Source organism: Thermatribacter velox (assembly GCF_038396615.1).
Taxonomy (GTDB): domain Bacteria; phylum Atribacterota; class Atribacteria; order Atribacterales; family Thermatribacteraceae; genus Thermatribacter; species Thermatribacter velox.
Genome location: NZ_CP121689.1, coordinates 2,205,320 through 2,220,368, shown reverse-complemented (window position 1 = coordinate 2,220,368; position 15,049 = coordinate 2,205,320). Strand labels below are relative to the sequence as shown.

Genomic DNA, 15,049 nt, shown 5'->3' with positions numbered 1-15,049 from the left:
CTATTCTCCAATTTACAAACTGTCTGGATTGCAAGTTGACTTTACGTTTCTTTCATTGTATATTTAATGTGCTCTGGTGGGCCGTTAGCTCAATTAGGCAGAGCAACTGACTCTTAATCAGTAGGTTGCAGGTTCGATTCCTGCACGGCCCACCATTTTGCTTTTGAAGGTGCTTCCAGGTTCTCCCAAAATCCTCCTTTTTTCGCTGAATCAGTTGCTCATGAAAAAGGAGTATTTGGGAAAACTGTCCGTAGTGAGGGAACTTGAGCAAAATTAGTCAGCGAACCTTCGGCTTGGAAATTTCCACGATAACATTTTTTCACTCCTCACACATAGCTAACTTCTTTACACACATGTCAATCATTTAAGTATGTAACCCAAATACCCCTTATTGAGTCACATAAGATGTAACTGAACGAGGTGTTTGCCTCTTTGAAGGGCAAACCCTCAATGACCTATTTTCTCCTGATAAACCTTACAAAGCTTGTGCAGTTTATCCTCGATGTTTCTTTTGAACTGGGCAGGATTCAGGGAAAGATACAGGGCTTCTAGTTCTGCTTTGGTTTCATCTGATACAGAGGGAGAATTCATGATTCTCTCTGGTAAGGAGTTTGAGGAGAGTCATACTTTCTGTGAACCTTTCCTTCGCCCGGGTCTTCTCTTTGAGCTTCATCACCGGCTGAAAAAAAGTTCTTGTAAAGCCTTAGCTCATTTTGGTCTTCCCCCAGTTTAGTGAGGACAAAGAAAAGAGAGTATAATCAACTGGGGGCGCAAAAGAAATGGAAAATGGAAAAAGTATAAAAAGGCAGTACGATCGGGAATTCAAGTCAGAGATTCTCCGTCTCATCAAAGAGGAAGGTCACTCCGTAGCTCAGGTTGCCAGGGATTTTGGTATCCGAGATAGTCTCATATATAAATGGAGGAAGGCCTTACGTGAAGAACCTCAGGAACCTTTGCCTGGAAAAGGGAATCTCAGAAAAGAAGAGGTCTATGTCCGCCAGCTGGAGAAAGACTTAAAAAGAGGATTACCGAAGAACGGGGTATCTTAAAAAAACACACAGCTCACCTTCTCAAAGACACTAAGATGAAATTCTCCTTTTTGGAAGACCACCGCTCTATGTTTTCAGATGGTGCGATGGCCAAGGCACTGTAGGTTTCCTTGAGCGGGTATTATGCTTTTTTGAGGGCGAGGTGAATCAAAAAGAGAAAGAGGAAAGCAGAAGAACCTATGGGAGCCCAGAATAACCACCCTTCTCAAAAAGAAAGGTTATATCTGCAGTGAGAACCGGGTAGCCCGACTGATGGAAAAGTGTGGCTGTGCGGCCAGGACCAGAAAACGATACCGGGTTACCACAGATTCAACCCATTCCTTCAAGAAAGTTCCCAACTTGTTGAACCAGAAATTCCAGACTGAAAAACCAGATATCATCTGGTGCTCTGATATCACCTATATCCCCACTCAGGAAGGATGGCTCTATCTCTCGGTGATCATGGATCTTTACTCCCGGAAAATCATTGGTTGGGAAGACAATGGGAAATTGAACCAGGATCTCACTCTCTGTGCCCTGAGGAAAGCCATTGAGAGAACAAAACCACCTGCTCCTTTCCTTCACCACTCTGATCAGGGAATCTAATACGGCTATCCCCAATACCAAACTCTTCTCTACAGGCATGGTATGGTCTCCAGTATGAGCCAAAAGAGGAATTGCTATGACAACGCTGTGGTGGAATCATTTTTCAAAACTCTGAAGACCGAACTGGTTCATCAAAAAGATATGAAACCCGAGGAGAGGCAAAACGGAGCCTCTTTGCCTACATTGAGGAATTCTATAATTTAAGGAGACTTCGTCCAGCATTGGGGTATAATCGTCCTGAGGAATTTGAGAGAAGGCATAATTTAATGTAAAAGTGCCTCCACTTTTTGGGGGAAGTCCACCTTGCTGCTTCCGACAGAAAGTAAGGACCACCAACCTGGGAGAAAGCTTTTTCAGACACCTGAGGACTTTCCTGAGACGCTTTCCTGGACTAAAAGACGAACAACATGCTGATTATGTGATGGCTACTTATCTCTTGAGTTTAAAAGAGAAGAAAACAAAAACCAGGAGAAATAACCCCTATCAATTTAAATTAATTTTCAACACTGGAGGTCGGCAGTGCCTGACCTAATGCGGGGTATGTTACTTCTAAGATCAAGTCACACTTTATTCCCCAGCTTGAAATGTCACACTCTTCTTTTTCCAGGACCTTCTCCAGGGATGATCTTGGGGTGGAATATATTTCTTTTTTGGCTTTTTCTCAGGAAGTAAACTCCTCATACTCAACACCTCCTCCTTAAGCTGTTTATGGGTTTGCTTATCGAAAACCTGATAAGGGGTTGATTCACCCTGGTAGAAAAGCTGAATGTTGCCCTTCAGGATCTCACGTACCTCTATCCAACTCCCAGCATAGCTTCTGAAGCTGCAAGCAGGGAGTAGCTGGTATATTCTTCCCTCATAGCTTATGGTGTTGTCCTTTCTGACCTTTCTTCGCTGTTTGATGGAAAAAATCAGTGAAAGATCTACCCCTTTGGGAATCTCCCGATAGACACTTTCCACTGAGAGAGTGTAGCGCTGGTTACACCAGGGAAGGAACTCTTCTTCGAGGAAGCGGTTCGTTGCTTCATAGTCTTTGATTCCTCTGAGTCGCAGTTCCTTGATGAGCCGGCCTTGAAAGAAACGGAAAGCTCTTTCTATTCTCCCCTTGGCTTGAGGGTTGCTGGCACTCACCCGGGCAATACCCAGTTCCTCTAAGGCTCTCTGAATTTGAGTGTTTCCATATTCAGAGAGGGTATCATAGTGCAAGCCACCATGGCGGGTGGTGGTGAAGTGGGATGCCCGATCCGTGTAGAGAGCCATGAAAATCCCTCTTTGGACAAGGTAGTTCTTTCTCAGGGTTTCATAGCTCAGGGCAATGCAGTGGTTTTCAGAGAGCTTCTCCCTGAAGTGCAGGAGGTTGAAGTCATAGTACAGTTCCTTTCTCAACTGCAGAATCTGCTCTTTGAGTTTTGGGGTTACTCTCCAGTGGGGAGGGTGTGAAGGAGCTTTTCTCAACAACCCCTCCAGTCTCTGAGCTACAAAGCACTTCTTGAGGCGAAGAGTTTGGCAATAACTCAGCCCCAGAAGCTCTGCTGCAGCTTTCAAGGTTATCAGTCCTGAGACCACATTCTGTAGTACAGCATACCTTTTCATCTCTACCTCCGTAACTGAGTAGTACTTCATTTCCTTTCCCCCTTAAAAGAACAAACACCAGGTCCTCTCTTAAGGGGGAGTTTATCCTTGTAAGTGACACTTTAAAGTAGTAATTGAGTTTGGCTTTTTAAAATTGTAACCACAGGGTATGTCAATAGTCTATGAAAATGTCACCCAAAACAGGGGATAATTATTCTCAGAAAATGTCACTTTGCAGGGGCACAAAAATAATCAACTCCTGCAGGGTTAAGCATAATTTTTCAGGAATATCTCTTCGAGCATTTGCAGGATTTCAGCATCACTTTCTGCAAAGCTCAGCTTAGGCCATAGTTTGCGCCCGTACTTGTAGCAGTGATCTTCAGGTGGATGATAAGTTCTTTTCTCTTTACAGGAGATGGAGGTCTTTCTTCTTTTTGCTTGAATGCAGGGAATAGCTTCATAGATGGCATTCTGGTACTGAACCCGTATCCCAAAAGCAGGACTTACCAGACCCTCAACTCGTGATTTTGGTGGTATAGAAACAACACCTCCCTGAGAAGTCACCTGGAAGTGCTGGCCTTTAAAAGAAAACACTCCACTGTTGTCGACAGTTCTTGTTTGTTTACAGCACAGAATATGGTCAATAACCAAACCTTCCTTAAGAGAAGTAAAAGCAGTTTCTGAAACTGCCGAGCTCACTGCAAACCTGGCATTGAAGGCAGGAATGTAATACATGAAGAACTGGTTTGCCTTGCGAAGATCCGCAATCCCAGCTATCTTCAATTCCACCGGGAGTCTGCCTTGTAGGGTATCCCACAGCCTTTCAATGCGTCCTTTAGCCTGAGGGGAGCGGGCAGGGATAAGGGTAATACCCAGTTCATTCATGGCTCGTCCAAACTGGGTCCTGGGAGCTTCTTTGCCAGCCAGTTGTTCTTTAAGGGGAATCCGAGCAGTCTTTGGGGAATGGAAAATGCTGTGTCGATCGGAGTAAATACTGGCTGGAATACCATGGTTTCCAAGTATCCGCCTTACCACCTCAAAGTAGCCCTGCAGACACTCCTTCCTGGCAAGATAAAGGCCAAGAATCTTACCAGTTGCATCATCAATAGCACCATGCAAAGTGTAGTTCTGGTCAGTGCCAAACCAGGCAAAGGGGGTGGCATCCATTTGAATGAGCAGCCCTTCTTGAGCTCTGCGCTTGCGCCTATGGTGGGCTTTCCCTTTACGTCGTTTCTTAGGGCTTTTGAAACCAGCCCTGGTTAAGATACCATAGAGAGCCTTGTAGCTGATTTCAATGCTCTCATGCTCTTTTAAGAGTTCCTGGAAGTGAAGGAAATTAGCGTTCTGGTAATTTTCACTTTTTCTGAGTTCAATTATTCTCTTCACCAAGGCATCTGGAATGGCATGCACAGGTTTGCAGCCAGTGTTTTTGTGGATGAGAAATGCTGGACCTTCTTCACGCACTCCTTTCCTCAGTCTTTTTACCTGGCGTTCACTCAGGCCTAACCTTTCTGCAGCTTCTTTGGTGGTCACCTGACCTTCAATGAGTTTGGAAAGCACGATATATCGATTAAGTTGTTTTTGAGACATAAGATATCGCACCTCGTTCATGGTGACATTTTATCGGAATAACTATAAGGTGACATTATCACGGAATAAACACAATGTAACCACAGGGTATTGACTCTAAACATGGGATTTGATAAAATTCGTTATTGGTTACGTTATCGATTACGTTATGGGAAAACAATGAAGAAACAACGGCAACGGTTAACTCTAAAAACTATTGCTTCAAAAGCAGGAGTCTCTCCAGTTACTGTTTCCAAAGTGCTTAATAATCGGTACGATGTTAGCCAGGAAACCAGAAAAAGAATTTTAGCAATCATTGAAGAGTTAGGATACGCTCCAAACCATCTCGCAAGAAGTTTACGGATGGGACAAACAAAAACGATTGGAGTTGTCATTTCTGACGTGAGTAACCCCTTCTTTGGTTCGGTTATTAGTGGTATAGAAAACATTCTACGAGAGGAAGGGTACTGTGTGCTCCTTTATAATGCTAACGAAGATGCCCAACGAGAAGAAGAGGTTTTTAAAGTTCTTTTGGAACGTAGGGTAGATGGCGTTATAATTACTCCTGTTGACGAAAGCAATTTCTCTGCTCTTCTCTCGCTTCTCCAGAAAGCGAACATACCATGCGTTTTTTTAGCTCGTTACGCTAAAAATATTCCTGTCAGCTATGTTATAGCTGACGATCTTCTCGGTAGTTTCCTTGCTACCGAACATCTTCTCAAGAAGGGACATAAACGAATTCTTTACCTTGGTGGTCCACCCTTTCTCACAACTTCGCAAGAACGAATCCAAGGATACAAAAAGGCCCTTGAACAATATGGTCTTCCATCGGACGAAAATCTTATAAAACCTTCAAGAGCTAAGATGGAAGATGGCTATAAAATTGTTAAGGAAGCTCTTTTTCAGAAACTCGAATTCACGGCTATTGCTTCTTTTAACGACTATCTTGCTTTTGGCGCTCTTCGTGCTCTCCGCGAAAACGGACTTAGTGTTCCCCGTGATGTAGCTGTGGTGGGTTACGACGACGTTGAATTTGCTTCTATATCTTGGGTTCCTCTGACTACTGTACGAATGCCAAAGTATGAGCTTGGCGTTGAAGCAGCAAAAATCCTTCTGTCGCATATTCGAGGAGAAGCTGAATCGATTAAAAAAGTAGTATTAAAACCAAAACTAATCGTGAGGAGTTCGACTTAAAAAATCCAAAAGGAGGATGTTTTATATGTTCAAATTTGCTTACAACACATTAGTTTATTGGGGTGAACCAATCGAAAAAAGCATTGAACGCCTAGCAAAATTTGGTTATGACGGCGTGGAATTTGTTGGAGAACCGTCGATGTATGATACTCAGATTCTTCGTCAATTACTTGAAAGGTTTGGACTAGAGGCAGCGGGTATATGCAGTATTTACACTCTCGAACGGGATTTAGCAAGTCCTAAGGAAGAAGTTAGAAAAAATGCACTCATGTATTTGAAGAGTGTTATCAAAATGGCTTCTGAACTTGGTACTGGTGTCGTCGTGGACGTTGTGCCTTCTGCGTGTATGAAAACCGTTTCTGAAGCACCGAGGAACAAAGAAATAGAGTGGGTTGTACCAGCAATTCAGGAGGCAGCTGATTACGCTGCGGAGCTAGGGGTCCGATTAGCAATCGAGGCATGGAATCGCTACGAAACGTATTTTCTTAATCGTTGCGAACAAGTGCTGGATCTGGTGCACAGAATTAACAGACCTAATGTTGGAGTTTGGCTTGACACTTTTCACATGAACATCGAAGAGAGTTCTATACCTGATGCAATTCGGCTTGCTGGAAAAGAGTTGTTTTATCTTCATATTGCTGACAGTAACAGAGCGGCTCCAGGGAGAGGGCATATTGATTTCAAACCCATAATCGAAGCGTTGAAAGATATTGGTTATACAGGATACCTCTCCATGGAGTTGTTGCCGGCAGCAGCTGATCCATTCAGCGTGTTAAAAGCTGGTGGTGCAGAGGAATTTTATGATCAATATACTAAGGAAAGTATTAGGTATTTGAAATCCCTTCTTTGATAAATTTTGTATTTTTGTGTGCATTTTCTCAATGAGAAAACATTGTAGAAATTTCAAATCAATAAAAATATGGTTAATGCTAAGCTTAATTAAGATGCTGTTTTACAAATAAATGTTTGCTTTGAGTTTTGAAGGGGGGTGACAAACAAAAGAGAACTGTTTTTCTCTGAAAAGCGTGTATCCTACCAGTAAGAAGTACAAAAAACGATCTTTAAACAACTAAACGGAAAGGGAGGAAAAACACATGAAAATGAAAAGTCTATTAGGGTTCAGTGTGTTGATTTTAGTGATTACGGTTTTTACTTTTTCGGTGTGGGCTGAAAAAGTTGTTTTAAATGGTATATTTTTGGGTGCGAGCTGGGGCGTAGCAGCTCAGAAACTCGCAGAAGAATACGAAAAACTTACGGGCGTTAAGGTAAATATAGAACTTATTGGTCGCGATGCAATTTACGAAAAGCTAGCGTTAGAGTTTGCTTCCCGGGCATCCCGCTATGACATCTTCAACATCGATTACAACTGGTTACCCCAATTTGCTGGAGCAGGGCACTTAAAATCAATTGATGAGTACATAACTCCTCAAACGGAATTGGAAGATTTTCTCCCTAAAGCACTCGAAATAACCTGTAAATGGGGTGGCAAGCTCTATGGTCTCCCCCAAACAGTGCATCCTCACTTGTTGTGGTATCGAAAGGATCTTTTCGAAAATCCAGAATACAAAGCTGAATTCAAGGAAAAATACGGTTATGAATTAATGCCTCCGCAAACGATGCAACAGTGGCGTGACGTAGCTGAGTTTTTCAATGGTAGAGACACAAATGGTGATGGAAATCCCGATTTGTATGGCTGGGCTGCGCAAGCGGCAAAGGGATATGGTAATGTACACACTTGGTTAACATTTGTCTATTGTTTTGGCGGAGACGTCTTTGACTGGGAAACAATGGAGCCCACACTTACGACTCCCGAAGTTATCGAGGCTACTAAGTTTTGGGCTGATATGTTGCAGTTTTGTCCTCCTGGAATACATGAATACACATTTGCTGAAGTAGCTAAAGACGCAGCGGTGGGAAGGATAGCAACTGCTCTTCACTGGTCTTGGTCGAGCTGGGAAGTTGACGATCCTAACACTTCGACAACTTTAGGCTTATGGGAGTTTGCTCAAGTACCTAAGCAAGTTGAAAGTGCCCCACACTTAGCCGCTTGGTCCATTGTTGTATCTGCCTATTCTAAACATCCCGAGGAAGCTTTTAAGTTCATCGAATGGCTTGAGAATAAGGATAACGACGTTAGACAAACACTTATGGGCGGTGGAGATCCAGTTCGAATCTCAAGCTATAGCGATCCAAGAATTTTAGAAGCAAAAGTTGAAGGAACAGACATCCCCAGGTTCCGTAGGCTTCCCGAGGTTTTAAAAGCAATGGAAACTACAAGACCCCGTCCGCTGATCCCTCAAGAGGAGCAGTGGGAAATCGTTGTGTCGCAATACCTAAGCGCTATTCAGCTTGGTCAAATGTCTGTTGAAGAAGCACTTGAAGTAGCAAACGCTCAGGTTAGGATGATGATGGAAAGGTCTGGTTATTATAAACAATAGATGGCAAAAAATATAACCAGGAAAGCAGCGTGTGGAAAGCAATCCACACGCTGCTTTCCTTACTCAAACAGGATGGCAGCAGAAGAGATATGAAGGGGAAACCAATTGTTGTTGTAAGGAGGATATCTCTGTGAAATTGATAAAGCCAAGCTCTAAAAGAAAGCTAAAAATGCTACCTTATTATTTCCTTTTGCCCCCAATAATCTTTCTTGCTGTTATAGTAGTATATCCTTTAATTTTTTCTCTAAAGCTTGCACTTTTTGACTGGAATCTTATAAATCTACGGGAAAGAGAGTTTGTAGGTCTTGGAAATTTCTTGCGCCTCATAACAGATGGTTCTTTCTGGAACTCTGTTCGAGTTACCTTCACTTATGCAGCCTTAGCTACAAGCATAGAGTTTTTTCTCGGCTTATTACTTGCTCTTATTGCATCTCAAGAATTGAAGGGAATTAGGTTTTTAAGAACCCTACTCTTGGTGCCCATGATGGTAGCACCTCTCGTTGTAGGATTAATGTGGAGATACCTTCTAAACGCTAACTATGGGGTAATTAACTATTTTATTAAGCATTTCCTCAGAATTATCCCCCCTGAGTGGTTATCGCACCCTTCTTGGGCCCTACCAACTCTGATATTTGTTGATGTTTGGCAATGGACCCCTTTCATGTTTATCATTTTACTAGCAGGTATCCAGTCTCTTCCCAAATATCCAAGTGAAGCCGCCCAAATTGATGGAGCGAAAGGTTACCAAATATTGTGGCATATAACTCTCCCTTTGTTACGTCCAGTTATTTTAGTTGCGCTGCTGCTAAGGTTGATCGACTCCTTCAGAGTTTATGATCTTGTTTACTCTATGACGCGAGGTGGACCTATAAACAAAACTGAAACTTTGAGTTGGTATATTTATCAAGTTGGATTTAAATTTTTCGATTTCGGTTATGCTGCAGCTCTCTCGTGGGTAATGCTTGGCATAACTATGGTGATGTGTTCTCAACTTTTTAGAGTTATTAGCCGTGGAACGAAAGAACAATAGGAGGTAACAAATCGTGAAAAGGACTAAGCATTACGTGAAATTGCCTTCATATGTTGTTCTTATTGTAGCTATTCTGTTTTTTATATTCCCGATATATTGGGCTGTTGCGACTTCATTTAAGGAAGCGAAACTGGCTTTTTCGGAATCGCCAGTGTGGTTATTTAAAACTCGCTTTGAAAATTACAAGGTAGTTATTTTTGAAAGAAATCTTCCCAGGTTTCTGATAAACAGTGTGATAGTTACTCTACTATCTACTCTTTTGACCTTAGCCTTGGGAGTATGTGTAGGTTACTCCATTGCTATACGCAAGATTAAAGGAGGTAACCAAATAGCTTCTTGGATTCTTTCCTTGAGAATGGTTCCTCCTATTGTTACAGCCGTACCTATTTATCTGATAGCAAGAAGACTTAATCTTTTGGATACTCACCTTGTGTTGATATTGGTTTACGCTTTTATGAATTTACCAGTTGCATCTTGGTTAATCAAGAGCTATTTCGAGGATATACCCCTAGAGCTTGAGGAAGCAGCTATAGTTGATGGTTGTACTTACTCGCAAGCTCTCGTTAAAATTATTCTGCCTTTAGCCTCTCCAGGAATAGCTGCTACTGGTGTAATTTGTGCTATTTTTGCCTGGAACGAATTTCTATATGCAAACATCCTTACTGGTAACGTTGCCAATACTGCTCCAGTAGCCCTGACTGCTTATGCTACCCCTGTAGGCATACTGTGGGGGGAGATATTTGCAGCAGGATCTCTTATAATGCTCCCAGTGATAGTAGCAGGCTTGGCTCTCCAGCGATATCTTGTGAGAGGCCTAACACTTGGAGCACTAAAAGAATAGTCTGGTTGGAGTTGCGCTTTATTTTTAAATCAGTATATTTTAACAGCTTAGAAAATAAATACCAATTATTCGTAGGAGGTTTAAACTATGCGAGGTTTAAAGTTTCTTGGTAATAGGCAATCTATTCTTCAGGATTTTCCCACGCCAAAGGCTAAAGACGCTTGGTTGGTAGTTAAAGTTTGTTCTTGCGCCCTTTGCGGAAGCGATTTAAACACAAGATATCGACCGGACAACTCAGTAGCATATAAAGGAAACACCTCAATTCCGGGACACGAAATAAGTGGTGAAGTAGTAGAAGTAGATAAATCTGCAGTTTTTAAAGTAGGCGATCGAGTTTCAATTTATCCCCTGATTACTTGTGGCACATGTACTTACTGCAAAAACAAACTTTGGAAGCTTTGTCCAAATAAACAAATAATCGGATACGATTTGGACGGTGGTTGTGCTGAGTATGTCACCGTCCCAGAATGGTCTTGTGTAGGCATTCCTCCGGAAGTAAGCTATGACGAAGCTGCTTTGCTTTGGGATCCAGTTGGTGCTCCATATGGAGCTATCGAACGCCTCAGAGTAAATAAACGTGATGTAGTAGCAGTATTTGGGGTAGGACCTATGGGCTTAGGAGCTGTAAACATATGCCACCTTTTAGGTGCAACCACTGTCGCTATCGACGTTATTGACAAACGCCTAGAATTGGCCAAAAAACTTGGAGCAGACTACGTTCTTAACTCAAAGGCTTGTGATATAACCAAGGAACTCGAAAAGATAACCAAAGGACAAGGGGTCGATGTCTTTCTAGAGTGTACTGGAAAAGAAGAAGTGTTGCATCAGATATTTTCCTTGGCTCGTACTGGCGCTCGTTGTGGGCTTATTGGGGAACTTGGAGTGGTTAATAGAATAGATGTAAGCGAAGAAATACTTCACAAAGACTTAACTATAGTTGGAAGTTGGATGTATGATTTGGAAGGATTCTTTAAGCTCATAAGCCTTCTGAAAAAGGGGTTAAATGTTCTTGAGCTTGTAACGCATCGATTCCCTTTGGAAAAAGCTGTAGAGGCATGGGCTCTATTTGATAAAGGAGAAACGGGGAAAGTTATTATTAACCCGTAAGTAGATACAGATAAAAATGAACTGGAATATATGGCAAGAAATTCTACAAGATAACGATTATTTCTGTTAGGAAAGCTTGGGCATATGATTGTGGTTAATACGAGCTTCCCACAAAAGTCATAAAATGGCAAGATGTAAGTACTTAGCAAAACCTTCAGGGAGTGAGGTTTGCAGCCGTTGAGTGTGCAACAAAGATCCTAAGCAAAGGAAATGTTTTTCAGGCTTGGTACGTACGGCTGTCTCATTATAAGGTAAAGTGCTTAAAGTTAACTTCTAGACAAATATGACTAAGTAAGTATGAATCGTTGGGGGAGTGACACTCCTCCCCCTCGTCTACCTAGAGGGCAAAGAGATGTTGAATGATGTAAAGGAAAAGATGCGGCTTTTACAAGTAGGCGTTGGTGGATGGGGTTACAGTTGGGCCTCTTTAGTTAAGCAGTCCCCTTTTTGGGAAGCTGTGGGATATGTAGATATTTCTACAGAGAGTTTAAATCTAGCTGCACAAACCTATGGAATGGACACAAAAAGATGTTTTACTGATATTCAAATCGCTTTAAGAGAGCTTGATTTTGACGCAGTCTTGATAGTTACTCCACCCGAAACTCACTATGAACTAGTACTTAAGTGTCTAGAAGAAGGAAAGCATGTGCTAGTAGAAAAGCCCCTTTCTAATAATATCGACAAAGCCGTGGAAATGGCTCGAAAATCTGAAAAATGCAAAAAAAAACTGATGGTAAGCCAAAATTATCGTTTTAAAAGAGCCGTTCGTACTGTGAAGCACGTTTTAGAGAGTGGTCTCACGGGCAAACCAGAGAGTCTTTTTGTTTATTTCCTAAAATCCCCCAATTTTGGGGTTTCCAATTTTCGTTCGAGAATGGAGAATCCCTTGTTAATGGACATGGCAATCCATCACTTTGATCAAATGCGATATTTGCTTGGATGTAACCCCCTTAGAGTATGGGCTAGGAGTTATAACCCATCTTGGAGTTGGTTTAAAGGAGATGCAGTAGCAGATGTGATAATTGAGTTTGAGGGGGATATTCAAGTTTCTTACCATGGGAGTTGGGTTGCACGGGGCTATGAAACTACGTGGGATGGAAACTGGAAAATCGAATGTGCTCTGGGAGGAATTAACTGGGCAAATAACGAAGTTGTTTTTGTTCCGAGGGAGATATTCAACAGCGTTTTTAATCCTGGGATGTTTGAAAGGGACGGCAAGATGGTGGTAGAGTTGGTTCCAATGGAATATGAAGATAGAGCCTATTCTCTTTTCGAGTTCTATCAAGCAATTACTTTGGACAGGGATCCAGAAACAAGTGGCAAAGATAATCTATACACCTTAGCGCTTACGTTTGGAGCAATTAAATCCGCTCAGGTTGGAGGTTGGGTTTACATAGACGAAATTATGGCACAAAAATAATCTTGGAGGTGGAATAGAGTGAAATTTGGTATTAGCACTTTTGTTTGGGTTTCACCTTTCAGAACGGAAGCTTTTGGTGTTTTAGAGAAGGTAGCTTCTTTTGGATTTGATGTTATAGAAATTGCTTTCGAAGATCCTAACCTTATAGATGTAAAGCAACTAAAAGACACAGTAAAGAGAATTGGATTAGAAGTAGCCACATGTGGTGTTTTTGGAGCTAATCGGGATCTTACTAGTGATGACCCAGATATAAGAGAAAACGCAAAGCGATACATAAGAACATGCCTTGATTATGCAAGTGAGTTAGAGTCTCCCATTTTTTGTGGTCCAGCCTATTCGGCAGTGGGCAAAACGCATCTCTCCGAGGAAGAGCAAAAGAAAAAGGAGTGGAAGCTAGCGGTCGAAGGACTACAAGAACTCGGCGAATACGCCCGACGTCGTGGAGTGACAATTGCACTGGAACAGCTAAACCGGTTCGAGACAAGTTTCATAAATACAGCTGCCGACCTTGTTCGACTTATTAGGGAAGTTGGGTGTCCTGCGGTTAAGGGGCATCTCGATACCTTCCATATGAACATTGAAGAAAAACATCTTGGAGAAGCCATAAGGACCGTTGGCAAGGATCTTGCTCACTTCCATGCTTGTGAGAACGACCGTGGCACACCAGGTAGTGGCCATATAGAGTGGAAAGAAGTAAAAGAAGCCTTACAGGACATTGGATATGACGGTTATGTAGTTATTGAGAGTTTCTCCACCGAGGTAAAAGAAATAGCTAGAGCTGCCTGTATCTGGCGACCCTTGGAAAAGGATGTTGATACTTTGGCTATCAAGGGATTAGCTTTCTTAAAAAATTTGTTAGAAAAATAGGTATGTGATATTTATCATTCTAGGCCCGTAAAAAAGTTAAAAAACTAAAAAGGAGGCACGTTCTACGAAACAAATACATTTAAATCATTTAAATTTAAAGCACAAAAAAGGCCATAGTCAACGCTCTCATACCTGATGGCGAAAAGACGGGAAGCTCAAATTAAAGTACCTAAGGAGATCATCGGGGGTATAACTTCGGGGAAAACCCCGGAGTTTGCGTTTTTGGGAAACGAAGGTAAAAGCAAAAACTCTGTCAATCTTGGCAAAGCAAAGTAATCTGTAGTACCCTTTGAAGGAAGCCTAACTTTTCAAACTTAATTAATTAATGGAATAGTGGAAAGACTGAACCGCACTTTCTGTGAGGAGTTCTGGAACTACTACCATGATGCAGTGGATCTCGAGACCATGCAACAGCACCTTAAAAGGTGGACAGAGGAAGTGTATAACAAGAAAAGACCACACTGGAGTTTAGGATACAAGAGTCCCTGGAGATATTTGGAAGAGACTGGACTGGTTAAGTGTCCCACATGATGTGAACTTAAACAGGAAGTAGAACATGAAGGACCTGCAACTCTTATAGAGGAAAGGAAACGATTTCAAGGCAGAAAGAAATTTTGGGTGGATTAACAAAGGATTAAAAATTAGAAGAAACTTGTGAGTGATGGAACATGAAAACCTTACATGAAATAATAAGAGTCTTGGGCGAACAAAAAGAAGTGTTAAAAAAGAAGCATAAAGTCAAAATGATAAAGATCTTTGGTTCTTATGCAAAGGAAGAGCAAAAAGAGTCAAGCGATATAGACCTGATAGTTGATTTTGAGGAACCACCCACGTTCATTGAATTTATAAGGTTTCAGGAAGAACTGGAAAAACTCCTGGGGGTAAAAGTTGACCTGCTTACTGAAGAAAGTATTAGCCCATTTATAAAGCCATATATAAAAGAGGTTGTGGAGATATGAAGCTTGCAAAACCATACCTCGAACACATATTACAAGAATGCAGGTTCCTTATAGAAAAATCCGAAGGACTCTGCTTTGAAAATTTTACTAAAGATCCTGTGCTTATGCGTGCTTTTGTTAGGAGCCTTGAGATAATCGGCGAAGCGGTTAAAAATTTACCAGAAGACTTTAAAAAAAGATATCCCGAAATTCCCTGGAAAGAAATAGCTGGAATGCGAGATAAACTCATACACGAATACTTTGGAGTAAATTACAGAATTGTATGGAAAACAGTTCAACAGGAAATTCCCAAACTTAAAGTGCAGGTTGAGGAAATCATAAAAAAAGAGGGCTGGGAGCACGAAGTTTGAAGACTTGCCAGAGAGTTGGAAGGTTGTGAGATTAGGGAAGGTAGCGGAGATAATTAGGGAACCATCAT

General features: G+C 41.8%; 15 protein-coding genes, 1 tRNA gene and 1 pseudogene. 15 read left to right on the top strand and 2 right to left on the bottom strand.

What is annotated here, in order from left to right; genetic code table 11:
• Nucleotides 1-78 precede the first annotated feature (78 nt).
• From QBE54_RS11165 to QBE54_RS11150, 4 genes and pseudogenes are all read left to right on the top strand, one after another.
• A tRNA-Lys gene (locus QBE54_RS11165) sits at nt 79-155 on the top strand.
• Between the two features lie 624 nt (nt 156-779).
• Nucleotides 780-1,049 (top strand): transposase, encoded by a 270-nt coding sequence (locus tag QBE54_RS11160; RefSeq protein WP_369018259.1) that lies wholly within the window; start codon nt 780-782, stop codon nt 1,047-1,049.
• Nucleotides 1,050-1,241: 192 nt separating this feature from the next.
• Nucleotides 1,242-1,292: pseudogene (locus QBE54_RS11155) on the top strand (hypothetical protein); the annotation flags it as partial.
• Nucleotides 1,293-1,301: 9 nt separating this feature from the next.
• Complete coding sequence (locus QBE54_RS11150; protein WP_369018258.1) at nt 1,302-1,634, top strand: DDE-type integrase/transposase/recombinase; 333 nt, start codon at nt 1,302-1,304, stop codon at nt 1,632-1,634.
• Nucleotides 1,635-2,201: 567 nt separating this feature from the next.
• Here the strand turns inward: QBE54_RS11150 and QBE54_RS11145 are convergent.
• Nucleotides 2,202-3,257 carry a hypothetical protein gene (locus QBE54_RS11145; protein ID WP_369018257.1) on the bottom strand — a complete coding sequence of 352 codons (1,056 nt, stop codon included), beginning with the start codon at nt 3,255-3,257 and terminating at the stop codon, nt 2,202-2,204.
• Between the two features lie 216 nt (nt 3,258-3,473).
• Nucleotides 3,474-4,817, bottom strand: coding sequence for an ISNCY family transposase (locus QBE54_RS11140; RefSeq protein WP_369018256.1), 1,344 nt, complete (start codon nt 4,815-4,817; stop codon nt 3,474-3,476).
• Between the two features lie 216 nt (nt 4,818-5,033).
• Here QBE54_RS11140 and QBE54_RS11135 point away from each other — a divergent pair, with 216 nt between their 5' ends.
• The 11 genes from QBE54_RS11135 (at nt 5,034) to QBE54_RS11085 (ending at nt 14,981) form a co-directional block, all read left to right on the top strand.
• Nucleotides 5,034-5,969 (top strand): LacI family DNA-binding transcriptional regulator, encoded by a 936-nt coding sequence (locus tag QBE54_RS11135; RefSeq protein WP_369018255.1) that lies wholly within the window; start codon nt 5,034-5,036, stop codon nt 5,967-5,969.
• Between the two features lie 25 nt (nt 5,970-5,994).
• A complete protein-coding gene (locus QBE54_RS11130; protein ID WP_369018254.1) occupies nt 5,995-6,819 on the top strand; it encodes a TIM barrel protein in 825 nt (274 codons plus the stop codon).
• 244 nt (nt 6,820-7,063) lie between these two features.
• Entirely contained in the window at nt 7,064-8,407 is a 1,344-nt protein-coding gene (locus tag QBE54_RS11125) for a sugar ABC transporter substrate-binding protein (RefSeq protein WP_369018253.1), read from the top strand.
• Nucleotides 8,408-8,537: 130 nt separating this feature from the next.
• Entirely contained in the window at nt 8,538-9,437 is a 900-nt protein-coding gene (locus QBE54_RS11120; RefSeq protein WP_369018252.1) for a carbohydrate ABC transporter permease, read from the top strand.
• Between the two features lie 13 nt (nt 9,438-9,450).
• On the top strand, nt 9,451-10,278 hold the full coding sequence (locus tag QBE54_RS11115; RefSeq protein ID WP_369018251.1) for a carbohydrate ABC transporter permease: 828 nt from the start codon (nt 9,451-9,453) through the stop codon (nt 10,276-10,278).
• 87 nt (nt 10,279-10,365) lie between these two features.
• Complete coding sequence (locus QBE54_RS11110) at nt 10,366-11,385, top strand: zinc-binding dehydrogenase (protein WP_369018250.1); 1,020 nt, start codon at nt 10,366-10,368, stop codon at nt 11,383-11,385.
• A 352-nt stretch (nt 11,386-11,737) separates the two neighbouring features.
• A complete protein-coding gene (locus QBE54_RS11105; protein ID WP_369018249.1) occupies nt 11,738-12,805 on the top strand; it encodes a Gfo/Idh/MocA family protein in 1,068 nt (355 codons plus the stop codon).
• 18 nt (nt 12,806-12,823) lie between these two features.
• On the top strand, nt 12,824-13,672 hold the full coding sequence (locus QBE54_RS11100) for a sugar phosphate isomerase/epimerase family protein (protein WP_369018248.1): 849 nt from the start codon (nt 12,824-12,826) through the stop codon (nt 13,670-13,672).
• Between the two features lie 333 nt (nt 13,673-14,005).
• Entirely contained in the window at nt 14,006-14,203 is a 198-nt protein-coding gene (locus QBE54_RS11095; protein WP_369018247.1) for an integrase core domain-containing protein, read from the top strand.
• A 137-nt stretch (nt 14,204-14,340) separates the two neighbouring features.
• The gene (locus QBE54_RS11090; RefSeq protein WP_369018246.1) at nt 14,341-14,631 is read left to right on the top strand and encodes a nucleotidyltransferase family protein; all 291 of its coding nucleotides are present in this window, start codon (nt 14,341-14,343) and stop codon (nt 14,629-14,631) included.
• Complete coding sequence (locus QBE54_RS11085; protein WP_369018245.1) at nt 14,628-14,981, top strand: DUF86 domain-containing protein; 354 nt, start codon at nt 14,628-14,630, stop codon at nt 14,979-14,981. The genes QBE54_RS11090 and QBE54_RS11085 overlap by 4 nt, the downstream gene beginning before the upstream one ends.
• The last annotated feature ends 68 nt before the right edge of the window (nt 14,982-15,049 follow it).